Genomic DNA, 19,802 nt, shown 5'->3' with positions numbered 1-19,802 from the left:
TGATACAGATTATATTAGTCAAACTTTTCTGGAATAATTTGGGAATAGCCCCAGTTGTTAAGTCGGAAAAACTCAAGATACACATGTTTCAACTAGCATTCGAACCAAGATTAAATATCGAATTAACGAAAATAAGCTTATGAAAATTCTTATTACTACATACTTTCTGATTGCGTTAGTTAAGAAGAAAACAAGTAATAAAAAAGTCGCTTAAAAAATATCTCCGTTAAACATCACCATGGAGTTAACAATTTTGAAGGAGGAGTGTAAATATGCTAGGTTATTATGATTATACGGTTATCCTTACATACTGCAACTTGTTTTGTGGTTTATTGGGAAGTCTAAGCGTGATCAAAGGGAATCAAGTCATCGGATTCATTTTCCTTGTTTTAGCAGGATGCTGTGATGCATTTGATGGAGTAGTTGCAAACACAAAAAAAGATCGAACGCTAAAAGAAAAATTGTATGGCATTCAAATTGATAGCCTATCTGATATGATTAGTTTTTGTATTCTTCCTGTAGTCATTGTTCTCTCAATTGAAGGATATTCCCAATTTAATATTAGCGTCGGTCTAATGCTAATATTAGCAGGTATGATTCGTTTGGCTTATTTCAATGTGACAGAAACAATAAGTCGAATACAAGATAATTCATATAAACGTACATTTTATCTAGGTCTGCCGGTAACGAGCATAAGTATTTTACTTCCAATCTACAGAATACTTATGCTTCCATGGAAAATAAACAATCATTTATCTTATTTTCTAATTCTTGTTGCCGTTGCCTTTGTCGTGCCAATCAAAATTCCTAAAATAAATATACAACTGAAAAGAGTGAGATCTTATGGCGAAAACAAGCACTCAACTTAACATTTCACTAGCGGCGTATTTGTATGAAACCATCATAGGAAGAGTCATTTTGAAATTTTTTGTTCGTCCTCAATTATCGATACTAATCGGTAAATTATTATCTTCTAATGTGTCAAGAATATTCATTCCATTATTTGTGAATAAAAACAATATAAATAAAAATAAGTATGTCAAAAAAAGATACACCTCATTTAACGATTTCTTTATTCGAAAGCTGCGTGAACAGCCAGACCCAGCAATAAGTAAAGATGGTCTATTTTATGCACCTTGCGAAGGACACCTGTTGGTTAAACCAATTAATAAAGAACACTTCACCATAAAAAAAGCACACTACTCACTTTCTCGATTACTTGATGATGACATCTTAGCGCAAGAATTTGAAGGTGGTATTGCTTGCATTTTTCGATTGACACCAAAACATTATCATCGATTCCATTACTTTGAGGACGGAAAAATAATATTTCGAAAAAAAATAGGAGGAAAATTGCATACCGTACAACCAATTGCCATGGAACATTTGCCTGTTTTTCATGAGAATAGCCGAGAACTAACTGTGATGGAGACTAGATTTTTTGGTAAAGTGATTCAAATCGAGGTTGGCGCAATGTTGATTGGTAGAATAAAAAACCATGCTGAATTTTCCTTCTTTTCAAAGTTTGAAGAAAAGGGATATTTCGAATTTGGGGGATCTATGATTATTCTACTTTTTAAAAAAAATCATTTGAAAGGGGTAGATACATACCTATCTGATTCAAAGCGAAACATCGAGTCACCCATTGAGGTCTTTCAAGTATTGGGGAGGTGTTCATCGTGAGAACTTTAGCACTGTTTGCTATTTCTGCTATTTATATTTGCTTAAACAATTTTATTGCATGGCGTTTTCTTCGTTATATAAAACCAGAGTTTACTGCTTTGTCCTTTTCTATAGTTCAAATCATTTTTGTGGTGTGCTCGTTGACAACTATTGTTGCATTTACAATGGAAGAGATTTATTGGGGAAAATTTGGCACATTTGGCATGTATTGGTTCGGTTTTATTTGTCTAGCTTTCATGATTCTGGTGGTTTCAGATCTTTTAATGAGTGTTTTAACACATGTCGTTGGTGTTCAATTATCAGCGACCATTTTATATACTATGTTTATCATCAATGTGGTGAGTGTCTTCAGCTTATTCGTCTATGGGCTCTTAACTGCACAAAATATTGTCATTACACAGTATAAAGTAGCAATCGATAAAAATTCGACTATTCCTTCTTTAAAAGTTGCGATGTTTAGCGACTTACATTTAGGATATGTAAATGGAGCTGCGCACGTTGAAAAAATAGTAGAAAGAATCAATGCAATAGAACCAGATATCATTTTGATAGCAGGAGATTTTTTTGATGGTAATTTTAACTCGGTAGGCAAACCGGAAGTCATTCGAGATAACATACAAAAACTTAGCTCGACTTATGGGAATTTTATGGTTTTAGGAAATCATGATGCTGGAAACAGTTTTGAGGATATGAAGGATTTTCTTGAATCATCTGATATCATTATTTTGTCAGAAGAAGGGATGATTATAAATGATACGATCGCATTGATTGGGATAATAGATTTATCGCCAATCGGAAATCAAGGCAAAGTTGAACGGAAAGATTTCGACATTCTTTTGCCTAAAGAATATAATCATTTGCCTATAATAGTTATGGACCATCAACCAACTAAGATAAATGAATATGAAAAAGCGGATCTAGTTTTAGCAGGGCACACACACCGAGGACAGATATTTCCTTTTTCAGTCCTTACAAAATTTTTTTACGATCTTGATTATGGGTATAAAAAAATGATGGGGATACACAAGTGATTGTATCTTCTGGTGTTGGAACATGGGGACCTCCACTTAGATTGGGAACTGTGAGTGAGATAGTGGAAATTGAAGTCACCTTTAAAAATGAATGAACTCGTGTGCTGTATATTCGAAATGTATTTGATTGGAGGGAGGGGTATATGAGTAAAAATGTACTTATTCTAGCGTGTGTTGCGACTTGTGTGATATTTGTGCATTCAAAAAAGAAAAAACGTTGTTGGATAAAAGTTTTATAATTTAAATCCTTACATGTGTCTATCAAAGAATCCAAGATCAATTTTCCAACAAAGTAAGCAGTAAAATCTAGTTTTTTACGAGCATTTGTAGCGCAATATTGTTGATTCTATCGTTAATCGTTGACTTACCGGTCAATCCATTACTGGTTTTTACTGTCTATGAAATCATTTTACTGATTGCTTTTGCACAAATCGAAGGCCAATGGCGCCGTTATAAGAATGAATCCACTAACGGTCATTGAAATCTCCTTTCATCAGGCTTATAATAGGAAAAAATGAAGGAGCGTCAAGAAGATGTCCTATACTGATGAAGAGAAAATCATACGTGGCTTTCGCGATGTCTATAACAAAATGGCTGCCTTGAATAAGCAGGAAATGGAAGCGGCATTGGCAGGCTATACGTCAACAGAGGTCCATCTGATAGAAGCAATCCATGATCTGACACATCCCAATGTCACCCAACTTGCAGACACCTTGTTTTTGACCCGCAGCGCGGTCACCAAATTGACACAAAAATTATTGAAAAAGCAAGCGATCACGCGCTACCAATCACCTGCGAACAAAAAGGAAATTTTGTTTGCTTTGACCGATGAAGGGCAGTCAGTCTATGAGATCCATCGAGATTTGCATCAAGTGTTCAGGAAACGCGATCAACCGATTTTTGCGACGATGGATGCGCAACAAAAAGCAGATTTACTGCATTTTTTGGCTGTATACAGCGAACACCTCGACAATCAAACAGCCAACCGGCCGACGACGGACAGTTAAGTGAAGACTTAGCTGTTTTTTTTCTGCATAAAATCTGGTATTTTTAAACAGTCTTTTGGCGGTTGTTATTTAAAACAAGGAATGTTACAATCGTTTTATTGCGCAAAATCAGTATGATATACCCTGTGCAAGTCGTTTGGCATATAGCCAAAACAAACTAACGTTATTTAAATAGTACAATTACTTTAATGAATGCAAAGGAGTCGCTATGTTTACTAGTTCAGAGGTCATCATCAATTTGTTGGTGATCACAGGGTTTATCTTGATTCATTTGTCATCGATCTTTCTATTGAACAAGAAAGGAGATGTACAAGCTTTTCATTCCTTTGCGGCAGGTGTGGGTGTGTCCTATGCCATTATTCATCTGTTGCCGCATCTCGCTTATTTTCAGTCTGTTTTGATCGATGAATTTGGCTGGGCTTCAGGAATCCTATATACCCATGGCGTGTATGTCCTTGTCTTGCTGGGGTTGGTGCTGAGTTATATTGCGTACAAAATAGATGAACGCAGTTTCAGTGTTTTGGCAAAGAAGGATCTAGCATCTGCTGAAAAAGCCTATTTCTGGTCAGATATTTCTTTTCATATGCTCTATAATGCTATGATTGGTTATTTGGTGATTGCCAATATTCTAGATGAGCCTTTCTACGTGTTGACCTATTTTGTGGCATTTGGTTTGCATTTCTTGATGAACGATTGGCATTTATTTCACCACCATGGTATTCGCTTCACACAGATTGGCCGTTTTTTACTGGTTTGCTCGATTGTTGCAGGGGCAATTTTTTCAATGTTGCTGGTTTTGCCTTATTTTGTGATGGTGTCAATTGAAGCGATTATCACAGGGGCTTTGTTGATGAATATCATCAAATTTGAGTTACCTGATGGTGGGGAGGGAAGTATCAAGATCTTCTTGATCGGCACGCTTTGCTCAGGGTTTTTATTTGTATTTGTTTGATTCTGTCTTCTTGCTTATTTTATTGGAAAAAATGTCTGTCCGCTTTTAAAAATGAAGAAGCGGGCTTTTTATTGTTGACTAGGAAACAAAAAAGCAGTATGATACATTTGTTTCCAAGGAAACATTAAATGTAAAGGACTGATTGTTATCACAATCGAACAACAACCTTCTAAACATGTCTTAACCTTAGGCCTGATCTCGGTATTTCTTTGCGGGATCGGCTTTACGATTATTGCACCTGTTACACCTTTTTTAGTCGCACCATACGTGCAGAACCCGAGTCAACAAGCATTTATCATTAGTGCGTTGACTGCAGTCTATGCGGCCTGTGTCTTTCTGGCAGCCCCAATATTGGGGGCATTGAGTGATCAAATTGGCAGACGGCCGATTTTGATTCTTTGTCTATTTGGCGGCGGAATCGGCTATGTATTGTTTGGCATTGGCGGCGCGCTCTGGGTTTTCTTTTTGAGTCGTATCATCGAAGGAATCACCGGGGGCAGTATCAGTACACTATATGCGTATTTCTCGGACAGTACGCCACCTGAGCAGCGAACGAAGTATTTTGGCTGGATGAGTGCAGTTGCTGGCGCTGGGACAGCTTTAGGTCCAGTAATCGGCGGCGGACTGGCACATTTTGGCTATGCAGTACCGATGTTTGTTGGTGCAGCGGTGTCCATTGCGAATGGTTTATACGCTTGGTTCTATTTACCTGAAAGTTTGCCGAAAGCATTACGCCGAATATCAAGCCTAAAGGACATCAATCCTTTTCGCCAGTTTCGCTTTGTTTTCAGCCATTCTCGGATTGGAAGGATTGTATTTACTGCATTTCTCTTATGGATTCCAGCAGGGGGACTGCAAGCTATCTTCTCTCAATTCACGATTGATTCCTTTGATTGGTCACCGACATTGATTGGTTTTATGTTCTCGATCATTGGCATTCAAGATATTTTGGCCCAAAGCTTTCTGATGCCTTGGCTGCTTAAACAAATCAATGAGCAGGCGATTCTTCGCTTGGGGATCATTGGTGAGGTCAGTGGGTATCTATTTATTTGTTTCTCAGGCATCTTCACGGCACCAGTATTTTTCGTGCTGGGCTTGTTTCTTTATGGTATCGGCGATGCGATTTTTGCTCCGGCTTATAATGGCTCCTTATCGAAATTGGTCACCCCTCAAGAACAAGGGAAGGTGTTAGGCAGCAGCCAAGGGATGCAATCTTTGGCGCGGGTGATCGGTCCTTTGATTGGCGGTCAGTTATATGTGCTCTTTGCGCCAGTGGCGCCTGCATTGATGGGGGTTGCTTTTGGCTTGCTGGCGTTGTTTTTCTTTAGAAACATCCAAGCATAGTCAAGCTTTAGCTTGACTCTGTTGTCACTGTATAAAATAAGACCACGTAACAGCTGCGTATGGCTGTTACGTGGTCTTTTATGGTTACTGTCGTAACTGCAATATGGATTCATTCGGTGTCACATACAACGTTTTTTGATTTTCGTAGATCACAAAACCAGGTTTGGCACCGTTGGGTTTGCGGATATGTTTGACTTGAACATAATCTACGGGTACTTGAGCAGATTGACGATATTTTGAGAAATAGGCGGCAAGTTCTGCGGCTTCCAGCAAGGTCTCTTCACTTGGATCATCAGAACGAATGATGACATGAGAACCAGGAATATCTTTGGTATGCAGCCATATATCAGTCTTGCGGGCTGTTTTTAAGGTCAACTGGTCATTCTGCAGATTATTTTTCCCCACAAGCATCTCGATGCCATCTGAAGAAAGGTATCGTTCCGGTTGAGATGGGGTCGTTTTTTTCCGCTGTTTACTACGGTTTTTGACATAACCTTGAGCGATCAACTCTTCACGGATCGTGGCCAAATCAGTAGGTGAAGCAATTTCTAATTGCGCCAATACCGATTCTAAATAGGCGATTTCTTCTTTGGTTTCAGCAATTTGTTGATGGATCAATTTGACCGCATTTTTTAATTTCTGATACCGTTGGAAATACTTTTGGGCGTTTTGGTTTGGCGTCAAGGCCGGATCAAGTGCAATCGTCAACGGTTGGTTGTCTTCATAGTAATTATCTAAAGTAACTGACTGCGCGCCACGTGGGACTTGTGCCATAAATGTTGTTAAAAGTTCACCTTTTTGGCGAAAAGCTTCGGCGTTCTCTGAATCACTGAGTGTTTGCTGGCGCTTTTGCAACTTGGTTTGATTGCGTTTCAATTCATTCTCGATTTTCTTGAGTAGTTCGCCACCTTGCTGTTTGACACGATCTCGCTCCGCTTTATCATGGTAATAATGATCCAGAAGGGTACTCAATGAATCGAAAGCTGTGTGTTGGCTGTCGGTAGTCATCAGAGAACGATAGGGAATAGGGGTGAAGAATTCTTTGCCGTTGCTTTCGATATAACTTGGTTGGGGCTGATGTCTTATTTCATCAAAGAAATCTGTCCATTGCCGCAATTTGTCATTGGGATTGGTGGTGATCCGCAGAACCAACTCATCTGCAGTATCTTTGCCTAAGCCTTGAAAGTGTTGCTGCAATGCTTTGGCATGCCATTGATCCACTGTTGATAATATTTCAAACACTTTTGTATGCGCAGCAGTGAAAGGGTTGAGTGTTGACTGTTTGGGTGGTGCGATGTATTCAGCCCCGGGCAATAAGGTCCGATAGGTATTTTGCGAATGGCCGATATGTTTGATGGTATCGACGATTTTCCCTGTTTCTTTATTCATCAGCAAAATCGTGCTGTGGCGGCCCATCAACTCAACGATCAACACCAAAGATTGCAGATCGCCTAACTCGTCCCGGCGGGTAAAATGGAAATGGATCACCCGGTCATTGTCGATTTGTTCAATACTTGAAAGGATCGCACCTTCTAAATATTTGCGCAGCATCATCAAAAAGTTAGGCGGTGTATCCGGATTCTGGTAAGTCATCGTGGTGCATTGCACACGGGCATACGTTGGGTGGGCAGATAGTAATAGTTTGTGATTTTTTCCTTGCGAACGAATCACGAAAACAACCTCGTTTTCATAAGGTTGGTGAATCTTATTGACACGGCCATTGATCAACTGGTTGTTGAGCTCTGTGACCATTAAATGGGTAAACACACCATCAAAAGACATAATCGGTTCCTCTTTTCTATGCTTTCGCTGTCACTTGAAAGCTGTCATCTATAACAAAATCTCTTGTCTATTATACCGAAAAAGAAAGACAAAAGCCATGAACAACGGCTACTTGTCTTTCTTAATGGAATGATGATCTGTCGTTTGCAATGCACGTTCGATTTCTTTATTCAAGAAATAGGAGATCACGGTACGAATAATTACGACTGCAGCCAAGCGAACGATGTCTTCGAAAGTCGGATGAATGATCGTTTCAATGATGTCTGCAGCAATCAAAATTTCTAATCCCAGTAACACATAACTTCCTAGAAAATTACGTATAAAATTATTTTCTCTAGCGGCCACCAAGCGGTCTTTTTCAGTCAATTCATAACGAATGAAATCAATGCCTGCCATAACTACGCCCCAAACTAGGACGAAGATCGACAAGAAATTCAAGCATACCACGATCATGCTGAAGATTGGGGCGGCTAAATCCATCAAAGTATCTGCCATCTGTTATCTTTACTCCTTCACCTTTTTTCTTCTATCATACATAAAACCACCGAATATGTGAAGTTTCTTGACGTGTTGAGTGCATATTGTTAGTATTGTACCAAAGAGAACATTAATTGAAATGAAAAAAAATTTTTTGAAGGAGGGGGACTCATGGCAGGAGCCGCTCGTTATTTTCAAACAATGAAACAAAAGAGTATGGCAGTGTGGGAAGATTTTGTTGATGATGTCTATCGAAATCAGCGGAGAACGTTGATTACTTTAAGCGCGGGCATCGTATTGGCATTGATTTTTGCAGGAATCATTCTTTTTTCACAACAGCAGATCAAAGCTTCATTGGTTGATCGTATGGCTTTCAATCAATTGCCTTCCGAAAAAGTTGCGCCATTGACTTATGCAACAGCAGATCAGACCATTGAGGAAACAAAAGCCATTTCCGTCATGTTTAGCAAACCCCATGGTGAAGACTTGGATCAGGTCTATCAATTGATCGATGCACAAGAAGAGGAACTCAATCGGACATTCTATTACTATCCAATCGTCTATGATACAGCAGGATTTGTTGATCAATACCAAGTGGACCCGAACAAAGTAACCTTTGTCTTTTATGAGGAAGGTGTAGAAAAAAATCGGTTTACATTTGACTCATTTGATGATCCACAAAATGAATTCGTTCCCGAGCTTAATCGGTTGCCAATGTGGACGATTCGTTCGTTAGATGACGAAGAGTAAAAAAATCTGACAATTGAACAAATTTCTATTGACGTTTTTTTATCGATACGCTAAACTAAGTTCAAATCAAGAAATCGATCAAAGGAAAAGGAGGAACAATCATGACACTATTTATTCCATTGCAAGCTCATTCATGGCAAATCTGGCGTAGATAGTTGTATTGGTGGACCTCATTCCATAGATACAACTTTTTAGAGAACCCTCTAAAGTGCTGTATCTATGCTGGTAGTTGAATTATACGCCGCATAGGACAAGCGTCTATGCGGCTTTTGCTTACAAGCAATTGCCCAATCAAAGGCAATTGCTTTTTTGCTGTGAATCACTACGATTGATTAGCGGAGCAAGGCAGAGTAGATGATGAACAGTACTAGCTGACCGTAGGGAGGGTAGTCACCATACAATGAAACACGATAATGACACGCAATGATTTTAATTAAACAATCATATTAAAATAGAAAACCAAAGGGGAACGTAAAGATGAAAAACAAAGGATTAATGGCAACAGTTATTGTTATTTTACTATTTTTGGGGGCAACATTGGTCTATCAATTAGGGATGAGCCGTGGCAATGATCAGGCCGCTACGACGCCCACAAGTGAAAAGGCCGAAAAAACGGTAGGGATTTTGCAATATGTCAGTCATGAAGCGCTAGATGCCATTACGAATGGAATCAAAGAAGGTTTAAAAGAGTCCGGATACACAGAAGGGGATAACTTGACGATCGAATTCCAAAACGGACAAGCAGATCAAAGTAAATTGGCAACAATGAGCCAACAGTTGTTAAATAAAAATGCTGATGTACTTGTAGGTGTGGCTACACCAGCGGCACAAGCGTTGGCGAATGTGACACAAGATGTGCCGATCGTTTTGGGCGCAGTCACTGATCCAGTGGGTGCCAATCTGGTAGCAGATATGGATCAACCTGGCGGCAATATCACCGGTGTCTCGGATAAAGCACCTGTTGGCGCACAAATCAAATTAGCGACTGAACTGATGCCAGAAGCAAAAACAGTAGGTATCTTATACTCTTCTACAGAAGACAACTCGAAATACCAAGTTGCAGAAGCTGAAGCAGCGGCTGCTGATAATGGCTTGGAAACGAAGAAATATGCTGTCCCTTCTAGCAATGAAATTGCCCAAACAGTTCAAGTAATGGCACAAGAAGTTGACTTTATATACATCCCGTTAGACAATACAATTGCAAATGCGATGCAGACCGTTGTCGGAGAAGCCAACAAAACCAAAACGCCAATCATCACCTCAGTAGATACTATGGTGGAACAAGGCGGTTTGGCAACCGTTGGCCAAGATCAGTTTACGATTGGTGTCGAAACAGGGAAGATGGTGGCTGCAATTTTAGATGGTACATCTGAACCAGCGACAACACCTATCTATACCTTCAGCGATGGTGAAACGATCATCAATGAAGAACAAGCAGAATTCTTAGGGATCACGATTCCAGACAGCATCAAAAACGACGCAACATTGGTCAATGGTGAAGACACAACAGATTCATCAAGTGCAGAGTAATCTACAAGCCGCGATCAGTTTGATTTCTTCAGACTGGTTGCGGAAAAGATAATGGAGGAAATAGAATGATCGTTTCAGCAATCGGCCAAGGCTTACTATGGGGCATACTTGGTTTAGGTATTTTTATGACTTATCGGATTTTGAATTTTCCTGATATGACGACAGAGGGATCCTTCCCTCTGGGTGGTGCTGTTTGTGTGACAGCAATCACCCATGGTGTATCACCGGTATTGGCTACTTGCCTGGGTGTTTTGGCAGGGATGTGTGCAGGATGTGTCACGGGTCTGCTTTATACAAAAGGCAAAATCCCAGTCATCTTAGCGGGCATCTTGGTGATGTCGGCACTGAATTCAGTGATGCTGTTTGTCATGCAATCACCAAATTTATCGTTGTTGAATCAACCAAAGATCCAAGACTTTTTTACCCGTTTACACTTGCCAAACTATTATGATACAGTCATCATCGGCTTGATCATGGTCGTTTTGATTGGCAGTGTCCTATTGTATTTGTTCCATACCAACCTCGGACAGGCCTACATCGCAACTGGAGATAATGAAGAAATGGCCAAATCAATGGGGATCAATACGGATCGGATGAAAATCTTGGGCTTGATCGTCTCCAATGGTGTGATTGCTTTATCAGGTGCGTTGATTGCCCAAAATGATGGCTATGCAGATGTCAGCAAAGGGATCGGTGTCATCGTGATCGGTCTTGCCTCGATCATTATCGGCGAGGTCTTGTATGGAGAACTAACACTCGTTGAACGGTTGATTGCAATTGTCATCGGCAGTATCATCTATCAATTACTGATTTTATTTGTGATCAAAGCTGGCTTTGATACAACCTATCTGAAAATATTCTCAGCTATCGTCTTGACGATCTGCCTGCTGATTCCACAATTAAAACAAGCCTTGCACTTGCGTACCGGCTTTGAAACGGAGGACGAATAATGTTACAGATCAATAAAGCAACCAAAGTGGTCGGCAACGGTCCTCATGAAAAGAAAGTCTTGCTGAACAAGGTGGACTTGTCCTTGCAACCAGGTGAATTCGTGACCGTAGTCGGAGGCAACGGTGCTGGGAAAAGTACGCTGTTCAATAGTATCTCTGGTACATTGCCACTGACTAGCGGCCAAATCACGATTGATGATCAAGATGTAACGAATCTCTCAGAAGAAAAACGGGCACGCTATTTGGCCCGTGTCTTCCAAGATCCTAAAATGGGCACTGCACCGCGAATGACTGTGGCTGAAAATTTATTGTTGGCCCAAAAAAGAGGCCAAAAACGCAACTTGCATTTGCGGCAATTGCAAAGCCAACGAGATGCGTTTTACGCATTATGCCAACAAGTTGGAAATGGCTTAGAAAATCATTTGGACACCCCCACTGGCAATCTATCTGGTGGTCAAAGACAAGCATTAAGTCTGCTGATGGCGACCATCCAAACACCAAAACTTTTGCTTTTGGATGAGCATACAGCCGCACTCGATCCGAAAACTTCTAAACAATTGATGCAGATCACAGCAGATAGAGTCGCTGAGCAGCAGCTGACTTGCTTGATGATCACGCATCGAATGGATGATGCATTAAAATACGGCAATCGTTTGATTTTATTACGCAAAGGGGAAATCGTTAAAGATCTTTCTGCGGATGAAAAAGCCGCCCTAAGCTTACCAGAACTTTTATTGTTTTTTGAGGATGATCTTTAAGAACGTTGATTTACCAGTATTTTTAACAATAAAATGCAAATAATTGAAAAAACACAGAAAAAATCATTGACAACTTTCACGAGAAATCCTATACTTAGGTCAATCTTACATCAGTTTGGAGCGAACTATTATGCAAAAACAATTGCAATCAAACCCCTCACAACTGAATAAATATTACTTTAGCTATTTTAGATAGGTTTGTGTTCATGAAGACATGGATGCAAACTACACGTTTGTATCTATGATGGCTAGGGCATTTCGTAATGAATTCGCAGCCACGTAGATCGTAAAATCTATAGTGGCTATTTTTTATATTCGCATATCAGCTGATATGTAATGTTTAAAGGTGTTCACTGTAGATTCTGACAATTTACGGTGGACATCTTTTTTTGTTGAAAGGAATGAAAGATATGGAAAAAATGATTTCTGGTCACACACGTTTAGCGGCACTATTTGCAAAGCCAGCCCGACACAGTATCTCGCCGGCGATGCACAATTTGTCATTTTCAGAAACGACGACGGATGCAATATATCTTGCTTTTGATGTTGAGCCAGAAGATTTAGCAACAAGTATCGAGAGCATTCGGACCCTTGATATGTTAGGTGTCAATTTATCGATGCCTCACAAAATGGCAGCTGTACCTCTGGTAGATGAGCTGTCGCCAGCCGCTGCCTTGATTGGCGCGATCAATACAATCGTGAATCAACAGGGACATCTCGTTGGACACAATACAGATGGGACTGGCTTTATGCGCGCACTGGATGCCATTGATGTATCGATCATCGGTGAGACGATCACAGTTATCGGTGCAGGTGGCGCAGCAACAGCAATCATCAGTCAGGCTGCTTTAGATGGGGTCAAAGTGATTCAAGTCTTTAATCGCAAAGATGATTTTTATCCAGTGATCGACGTAAAATTGCAAGAGATAGCCCAACAAACGGGTTGTCGTATATCATTGCAAGATTTAGATGATCAAGGCGCTTTGGCCGATGCTTTAGCCAAAAGTCAACTGCTGGTCAACGCGACGGGCGTTGGCATGAAACCAAACGAAGACGTAAGTCCTTTGAAGGACACAACGTTATTGAGAGAGACATTGGCGGTCTACGATGTCATTTATAATCCTCGTGAGACGCAATTGTTGAAAGATGCTAAAGCGGCGGGTGCCAAAACCGCAAATGGCTTAAGCATGCTGCTCTATCAAGGCGCTGCAGCGTTTGAATTATGGACAGGCAAACAAATGCCGATCGAAAAAGTCCGAGCATTAATAGACACGCTATAAACCAAAAAATATAAAAATTGAAAGTAGGAATTTAAAATGATCGTTATTATGAAACCAGGCGCAACTGCCGAACAAGTAGATGTTGTTGTAACAAGAATCAAAAAAGAAGGCTTAGATGTTCAAGTCAACCAAGGAAAAGAACAAGTTGTCATTGGCTTAAAAGGAGATACACGTCTGATTCAAGATGTTGCATTTCGCAGTTACGAAGGGGTAGAGGATGCGATCCGTATCTCTAATACCTACAAATTGACATCTCGTGAATTTCATCCACAAGATACAGTCGTTGATGTAGACGGTGTGAAAATCGGTGGTGGCAACTTCGTTACAATGGCAGGACCTTGTTCGATTGAAGGGCTTGAGCAAATTCGCGAATGTGCCCGTATTGCAAAAGCAGGAGGCGCTACGGTTTTACGTGGCGGTGCCTTCAAACCTCGTACATCTCCATACGCTTTCCAAGGATTAGAAGAAGAAGGCTTGAAATACATTCGTCAAGCCGCCGATGAAACAGGCATGAAGGTCATTACCGAAGTCATGGATGAAGGCCATATCGATATGGTTGCTGCTTACAGTGATATCCTGCAAATCGGTGCCCGCAACATGCAAAATTTCAAATTGTTGGCAGCTGTCGGAAAAACTGGTAAACCAATCGGCTTGAAACGCGGCATCTCTGGTACGATCGACGAATGGTTGAATGCTGCGGAATACATTGCTGTTCAAGACAAGAGCGAAGTCATCTTTATCGAACGTGGTATCCGGACATACGAAACAGCAACACGAAACACATTCGATTTAAGTGCTGTGCCAATCATCAAGAAATTAAGCCATTTCCCAATCATCGTGGATCCAAGTCATGGAACGGGTATCTGGGATCTAGTACCGCCAATGGCGAGAGCTGGCGTTGCTTCTGGTGCTGATGGTATGATCGTTGAAATCCATCCAGATCCAGCCAATGCTTGGTCAGATGGTCCGCAATCATTGAACGAAAAAACATACATGAGAATGATGCAAGAAGTCAACATTATGGAAAAAGCAATGAAAGAAATCAAATCACTTTAAAAACAACAGATAGATAGCGAGGTGCAGGTAGATGTTACACATAAACTTAAAAGACCAATCATACGATATCATCATCGAAGCGGGGGCATTCAAAAAAGTCGGCGCATGGGTCAATCAGTTATGGCAGTCGCAAAGAGTCGCTGTTATCTCTGATAGCCATGTAGCGTCACTATATGGAGAAGCACTGATCACTGCTTTAGCAGCTCATGGATTCGATGCCGAATTACTTGTCGTGCCAGCAGGTGAAAAAAGCAAGTCGCTGCTGCAAGCGACCGCGTTGTATGACCAATTAGCAGCATTCGGGATGACCCGCAGTGATGGAATCATTGCACTAGGAGGCGGCGTGATTGGAGATCTTGCAGGGTTTGTAGCGTCTACCTATATGCGCGGCATTCACTTCTTACAGATTCCTACTAGTTTATTGGCCCAAGTTGATTCAAGTATTGGCGGCAAAACAGCCGTCAATACCGAATCTGCTAAAAACTTAGTCGGGACGTTTTCTCAACCAGAAGGGGTCTTGATCGATCCTGAACTGTTGGCGTCATTGCCTATTCAAAGAGTTCGAGAAGGCATTGCTGAAATCATCAAGTCCGCTGCAATTGCTGATCTCCAGCTCTGGCAAACGTTAAATGATGTAAAGGACGAAAGAGATTTGCTGTCGCAAGCCGCCTACATCATCACAGAGACCCTGAAGGTCAAACAAAAAGTTGTCGAAGAAGATCCCTTTGATCATGGCAGTCGTTTGACACTGAATTTTGGTCATACCATTGGCCACGGTTTAGAGAAGTTGGCTGCTTTTGGTGGTCTGAGTCATGGTGAAGGCGTGGCGATCGGTATGGTGATGATTACGCGCCATGCGGAAGAGATCGGCCTTTCACCTAAAGGAACCACGGAGCAACTGATGGCATTGCTCAGCAAATTCAATTTGCCGATCGCTGTGCCTGAAGTGGATCGTTCCAAGTTGTTTACAGCAATCACCCACGACAAAAAAGCCCGCGGCAATCAAATCAAAATCATCTTATTAGAAGCAATCGGACAAGCCAAAATTGTGACGATTCCAACAGAAACAATCAAACATTACTTAGTATAAGAAGGAAGGTTATCTATCATGCGCTACATTACAGCTGGAGAATCACACGGGCCAGAATTAACGACGATCATCGAAGGGTTACCCGCCGGAATGCCATTGACTGCAGAAGATATCAATCATGAATTAGCAAGAAGACAAACAGGCTATGGTCGCGGCGGTCGAATGTTGATTGAAAAAGACCAAGTCAGAATCACTTCCGGTATCCGTCATGGCAAGACCTTAGGTTCGCCTGTGACATTGGTCGTTGAAAATAAAGACTGGAAAAATTGGACCAAAGTCATGGCAATTGAAGAAGTGCCAGAAAAAGACCGAAAATTACGGCGTGTCGCACGTCCTAGACCAGGACATGCTGATTTGGTAGGTGGAATGAAGTATCACCATCAAGATCTACGCAACGTTCTTGAACGCTCCTCAGCCAGAGAAACGACGATGCGTGTCGCTATTGGTGCGATCGCTAAGAAACTATTGAAAGAGTTAGACATTACTGTTGCTGGACATGTCACCATGCTGGGTGGAATCAAAGCAACGATCCCTGATGGATTGACCGTCCAAGAGATTGCAGCGCGTTCAGAAGCCTCCGAGGTGCGCGTCCTTGATCCTTCTGTTGAAGAAGAGATCAAGCAATTGATCGATCAAACCAAGAAAAATGGTGATACCATCGGTGGTGTCGTGGAAGTCTTAGTAGGCGGCGTTCCTGCTGGATTAGGCAGTTACGTTCAATGGGACAAAAAGCTGGATGCCAAGATTGCCCAAGCGGTAGTCAGTATCAATGCCTTTAAAGGGGCCGAATTTGGCGTCGGGTTTGAAGCCGGTGTCTTGCCAGGGTCAAAAGTCATGGATGAAATCTTATGGGATGAACAATCAGGCTATACTCGTCGCAGCAACAATCTAGGCGGTTTTGAAGGTGGTATGACCAACGGTGAACCAATCGTGGTACGGGGTGTGATGAAACCAATCCCTACATTATACAAGCCTTTGCAAAGTGTCGATATCGATAGCAAAGAGCCATATAAAGCAAGTGTAGAACGTTCCGACAGTACAGCGGTCCCAGCAGCAAGTGTCGTTTGCGAAAGTGTCGTGGCCACTGTTGTAGCCAATGAGCTGTTAGAAAAGTTCCCTAGTGATTCATTTGTTGAATTGCAAGCTGCAGTCAAGGAATACCGCGAATATTTATTACATTACTAACATCGATCTCAACGAAAAAAGAAGGAGAGGCACGGGCTATGAATCAACGAATTTTGATCGCTGGTCTAGGACTGATTGGCGCATCGCTGGCAACATGTATAAAAAAGGAACACCCCGACAGCTATTTGATGGGCTGGGATCATTGTCCTGCGACAAATGAGATCGCCCGTCAAACAAAACTCGTTGCTGAAGTCCCGGCTTCTTTCGATGATGGTGCTGTTCAAGCCGATATCATTCTGCTGGCACTGCCAGTGGAAATCACCAAAAACTATTTGGCTCGTTTGGGTCAACTGCCCCTGAAGCCAAATGTCTTGGTGACAGACACCGGAAGTACCAAATCAGAAATCAGTCAATTTGCGCAGCAGTTTTCCTTCGATTTTATTGGCGGGCATCCTATGGCCGGCTCACATAAATCAGGGATCCAAGCAGCCAATGGGGATTTGTTTGAAAATGCCTATTACATTTTTACCCCTAGTGATACCACTCGTTTGCCAGAGTTGGAAGTGTTGTTTCAAGGGACACGGGCGAAATACGTTACCCTGACGCCAGAAGAGCATGATCAAATCACGGGTATGCTAAGCCACTTGCCTCATATCATTGCCTCTGGTCTAGTCAATCAAGCGGACAGCTTCAATCAAACACATCCACGGGCGCAGCAATTGGCAGCCGGCGGCTTTCGCGACATCACGCGGATTGCCTCTTCGGACCCGCGGATGTGGACGGATATTCTGCTAAGCAATCGACAGGCATTACTTGCGATGATCGACGAGTGGCAAAGTCGGATGTCCACTGTTTCCCAATGGCTGCAAGCGAAGGACGAAGACGCCATCTACACTTTTTTTGAATCAGCCAAAGAAACCCGTGATCAACTACCTGTTCACCAAAATGGGGCGATTCCTGCTTTTTATGATTTATTCGTAGATGTTCCGGATTATTCCGGTGTGATCGCGGAAGTGACAGGACTACTAGGTGAGCATCAGTTATCCCTAATCAATCTGAAAATTTTGGAGAGCCGTGAAGAAATCAATGGTGTATTGCAGATTTCTTTCAAAAATCAAAGCGATTTGCTGTTGGCCGAACAGCTGATCAACAAAAAAACGACATATACTTGTCGGATCAAATAGGAGAATACGATGAAATTAGTTAAAGCTACACATTTAAATGGGACGATCGCTGTGCCCGCTGATAAGTCCATTTCTCACCGCAGCATTATGTTCGGTGCATTAGCCAAAGGGAAGACGACAGTGCGCAACTTTTTAAGAGGAGAAGATTGTTACAGTACGCTGCATGCATTTCAACAATTAGGTGTGCCGATCCATGATGATGGCGAAACCATTACGATCGAAGGGCAAGGATTCGACGGGCTGAAAGCCGCAACTGCAGCCATTGATATCGGCAATTCAGGGACGACGATTCGTTTGATGATGGGGATTCTAGCGGGTCAGTCTTTTGAAACCACTTTGTATGGCGATGCATCCCTAAATCGTCGGCCGATGAATCGGGTCATGTTGCCTTTAAGGGAGATGGGTGCGCAATTAAAGGGTGACCAAGAAACTGAATACCCACCAATCACTGTATCTGGCACGGGTTCGTTGCATCCAATCACCTATCAGATGCCGGTAGCAAGTGCACAAGTCAAGTCTGCAATCATTTTTGCAGCACTACAAGCACAAGGAACTTCAACCATTGTTGAAAAAGAAGTCAGCCGGAATCACACGGAAGACATGATCCGTCAATTTGGCGGAACGATTACAACAGAAGGCAAAACAATCACAGTTACTGGCCCACAAACACTCCATGGACAAGAAGTGATCGTTCCGGGAGATATTTCTTCAGCTGCGTTCTTTTTAACAGCTGGTGCAATGATGCCAGACAGTAAGATTACATTGACCAATGTCGGTATCAATCCAACCAGAACTGGGATCATCGATGTCTTAGAAGAAATGGGGGCTGATTTGACCTTACGAGAACAAGACAATCAAAACCAATCGGCCACTATCGATATCCGTTCTTCCAGTTTAAAGGGTGTGACGATTGCAGGCGATATCATTCCGCGTTTGATCGATGAATTGCCGATCATCGCTTTATTGGCTACGCAAGCCGAAGGGACGACCATCATCAAAGATGCCGAAGAACTGAAAGTCAAAGAAACCAATCGTATCGATGCGACCGCAGAAGAATTACAACAATTAGGGGCGGATATCACGCCAACAGCCGATGGCTTGATTATTCATGGGCCAACGAAACTCCATGGCGGTCAAGTATCCAGTCGCGGAGATCATCGCATCGGCATGATGCTGCAGATTGCTGCATTATTGACAGACGAGGATGTTGAGTTGGCACGTGCAGAAGCTGTTGCAGTATCTTATCCGGATTTCTTTGATGATGTCCGCACATTGGCACAAGGTGGTGAGACAAAATGAATGGCATCGTATTGATTGGCTTTATGGGTGCTGGCAAAACAACGATCGGCAGCCTGCTTGCCAAAGAAACTGGGATGGGGCAAATCGATTTTGACGATTTGATCACAGCGGAAATCGGCATGAGTATTCAAGCTTTTTTTGCTGAGCATGGCGAACCGGCTTTTCGTGAGATTGAAACTCGTATATTGGCAGAGACCCTGACCCGTCCAGAAATCATTTCGACTGGCGGTGGCATCGTCTTGAAAGAGGAAAATCGACAACTCTTAAAAAATATGCCGCAAGTTGTCTATCTAAAAACGGATCCAACGGAACTGATCACTCGATTACAAGCAGATACCAAAAATGTTCGACCGTTGGTTTTATCAAAAACACCAGCGGAAATTTTGGCGGTCTATCAACCACGCATTCCTTTTTATGAGGAAAGTGCATCATTGGTTGTGGACACCACAGGTAAAACACCAGAGGAGATCGTCGCAGAAATCTTAGCTAAAGTAGGTGAATAGT

20 protein-coding genes are annotated in these 19,802 nt (G+C 42.0%); 18 read left to right on the top strand and 2 right to left on the bottom strand.

Annotated features, from left to right (window positions below):
• Positions 1–272 precede the first annotated feature (272 nt).
• The 7 genes from A5886_RS07700 to A5886_RS07675 all read left to right on the top strand — a co-directional run bounded on the left by A5886_RS07700 (position 273) and on the right by A5886_RS07675 (position 6,017).
• The gene (locus A5886_RS07700) at positions 273–869 is read left to right on the top strand and encodes a CDP-alcohol phosphatidyltransferase family protein (RefSeq protein WP_086274416.1); all 597 of its coding nucleotides are present in this window, start codon (positions 273–275) and stop codon (positions 867–869) included.
• Complete coding sequence (locus A5886_RS07695; RefSeq protein WP_086274415.1) at positions 844–1,683, top strand: phosphatidylserine decarboxylase; 840 nt, start codon at positions 844–846, stop codon at positions 1,681–1,683. The genes A5886_RS07700 and A5886_RS07695 overlap by 26 nt, the downstream gene beginning before the upstream one ends.
• Positions 1,680–2,714, top strand: a complete 1,035-nt coding sequence (locus tag A5886_RS07690) for a metallophosphoesterase (protein ID WP_086274414.1) — start codon at positions 1,680–1,682, stop codon at positions 2,712–2,714. Before A5886_RS07695 ends, A5886_RS07690 begins: the two co-directional genes overlap by 4 nt.
• A 340-nt stretch (positions 2,715–3,054) precedes the next feature.
• Positions 3,055–3,195 (top strand): hypothetical protein, encoded by a 141-nt coding sequence (locus A5886_RS15825; protein WP_179190004.1) that lies wholly within the window; start codon positions 3,055–3,057, stop codon positions 3,193–3,195.
• Between the two features lie 52 nt (positions 3,196–3,247).
• Positions 3,248–3,721 (top strand): MarR family transcriptional regulator, encoded by a 474-nt coding sequence (locus A5886_RS07685; RefSeq protein WP_086274413.1) that lies wholly within the window; start codon positions 3,248–3,250, stop codon positions 3,719–3,721.
• A 208-nt stretch (positions 3,722–3,929) separates the two neighbouring features.
• Positions 3,930–4,673, top strand: coding sequence for a hypothetical protein (locus tag A5886_RS07680; protein WP_086274412.1), 744 nt, complete (start codon positions 3,930–3,932; stop codon positions 4,671–4,673).
• 105 nt (positions 4,674–4,778) lie between these two features.
• Complete coding sequence (locus tag A5886_RS07675; protein WP_444550920.1) at positions 4,779–6,017, top strand: MFS transporter; 1,239 nt, start codon at positions 4,779–4,781, stop codon at positions 6,015–6,017.
• Positions 6,018–6,101: 84 nt separating this feature from the next.
• Here A5886_RS07675 and efbA read toward each other — a convergent pair whose 3' ends face one another.
• Positions 6,102–7,799, bottom strand: coding sequence for a fibronectin-binding protein EfbA (gene efbA, locus A5886_RS07670; RefSeq protein ID WP_086274410.1), 1,698 nt, complete (start codon positions 7,797–7,799; stop codon positions 6,102–6,104).
• Between the two features lie 108 nt (positions 7,800–7,907).
• Positions 7,908–8,294 carry a DUF1622 domain-containing protein gene (locus A5886_RS07665; RefSeq protein WP_086274409.1) on the bottom strand — a complete coding sequence of 129 codons (387 nt, stop codon included), beginning with the start codon at positions 8,292–8,294 and terminating at the stop codon, positions 7,908–7,910.
• Positions 8,295–8,447: 153 nt separating this feature from the next.
• Between A5886_RS07665 and A5886_RS07660 the strand changes: the two genes are divergently transcribed.
• From A5886_RS07660 to A5886_RS07610, 11 genes are all read left to right on the top strand, one after another.
• Positions 8,448–9,026, top strand: coding sequence for a hypothetical protein (locus A5886_RS07660; protein ID WP_086274408.1), 579 nt, complete (start codon positions 8,448–8,450; stop codon positions 9,024–9,026).
• A gap of 477 nt (positions 9,027–9,503) precedes the next feature.
• The gene (gene trpX / locus A5886_RS07655; RefSeq protein WP_086274407.1) at positions 9,504–10,556 is read left to right on the top strand and encodes a tryptophan ABC transporter substrate-binding protein; all 1,053 of its coding nucleotides are present in this window, start codon (positions 9,504–9,506) and stop codon (positions 10,554–10,556) included.
• A gap of 65 nt (positions 10,557–10,621) precedes the next feature.
• Positions 10,622–11,506: an ABC transporter permease gene (locus A5886_RS07650; RefSeq protein WP_086274406.1), complete on the top strand. Its 885-nt coding sequence runs from the start codon at positions 10,622–10,624 to the stop codon at positions 11,504–11,506.
• Entirely contained in the window at positions 11,506–12,264 is a 759-nt protein-coding gene (locus tag A5886_RS07645; RefSeq protein WP_086274405.1) for an ABC transporter ATP-binding protein, read from the top strand. Before A5886_RS07650 ends, A5886_RS07645 begins: the two co-directional genes overlap by 1 nt.
• Before the next feature lie 410 nt (positions 12,265–12,674).
• Positions 12,675–13,544: a shikimate dehydrogenase gene (locus A5886_RS07640; protein ID WP_086274404.1), complete on the top strand. Its 870-nt coding sequence runs from the start codon at positions 12,675–12,677 to the stop codon at positions 13,542–13,544.
• Positions 13,545–13,580: 36 nt separating this feature from the next.
• Positions 13,581–14,600 carry a 3-deoxy-7-phosphoheptulonate synthase gene (gene aroF, locus A5886_RS07635; protein ID WP_086274403.1) on the top strand — a complete coding sequence of 340 codons (1,020 nt, stop codon included), beginning with the start codon at positions 13,581–13,583 and terminating at the stop codon, positions 14,598–14,600.
• Between the two features lie 31 nt (positions 14,601–14,631).
• On the top strand, positions 14,632–15,690 hold the full coding sequence (gene aroB, locus A5886_RS07630) for a 3-dehydroquinate synthase (protein WP_086274402.1): 1,059 nt from the start codon (positions 14,632–14,634) through the stop codon (positions 15,688–15,690).
• An 18-nt stretch (positions 15,691–15,708) separates the two neighbouring features.
• Complete coding sequence (aroC, locus tag A5886_RS07625; RefSeq protein WP_086274401.1) at positions 15,709–16,875, top strand: chorismate synthase; 1,167 nt, start codon at positions 15,709–15,711, stop codon at positions 16,873–16,875.
• A 38-nt stretch (positions 16,876–16,913) separates the two neighbouring features.
• On the top strand, positions 16,914–17,999 hold the full coding sequence (locus tag A5886_RS07620) for a prephenate dehydrogenase (protein WP_086274400.1): 1,086 nt from the start codon (positions 16,914–16,916) through the stop codon (positions 17,997–17,999).
• A 9-nt stretch (positions 18,000–18,008) separates the two neighbouring features.
• On the top strand, positions 18,009–19,298 hold the full coding sequence (gene aroA / locus A5886_RS07615; protein WP_086274399.1) for a 3-phosphoshikimate 1-carboxyvinyltransferase: 1,290 nt from the start codon (positions 18,009–18,011) through the stop codon (positions 19,296–19,298).
• Positions 19,295–19,801: a shikimate kinase gene (locus tag A5886_RS07610; RefSeq protein WP_086274398.1), complete on the top strand. Its 507-nt coding sequence runs from the start codon at positions 19,295–19,297 to the stop codon at positions 19,799–19,801. The genes aroA and A5886_RS07610 overlap by 4 nt, the downstream gene beginning before the upstream one ends.
• Position 19,802 lies beyond the last annotated feature (1 nt).

Source organism: Candidatus Enterococcus testudinis (assembly GCF_002140915.1).
Taxonomy (GTDB): Bacteria; Bacillota; Bacilli; order Lactobacillales; family Enterococcaceae; genus Enterococcus_D; species Enterococcus_D testudinis.
The sequence above is the reverse complement of the archived record's forward strand: the minus strand, read 5'-3'. Positions and strand labels throughout refer to the sequence as shown.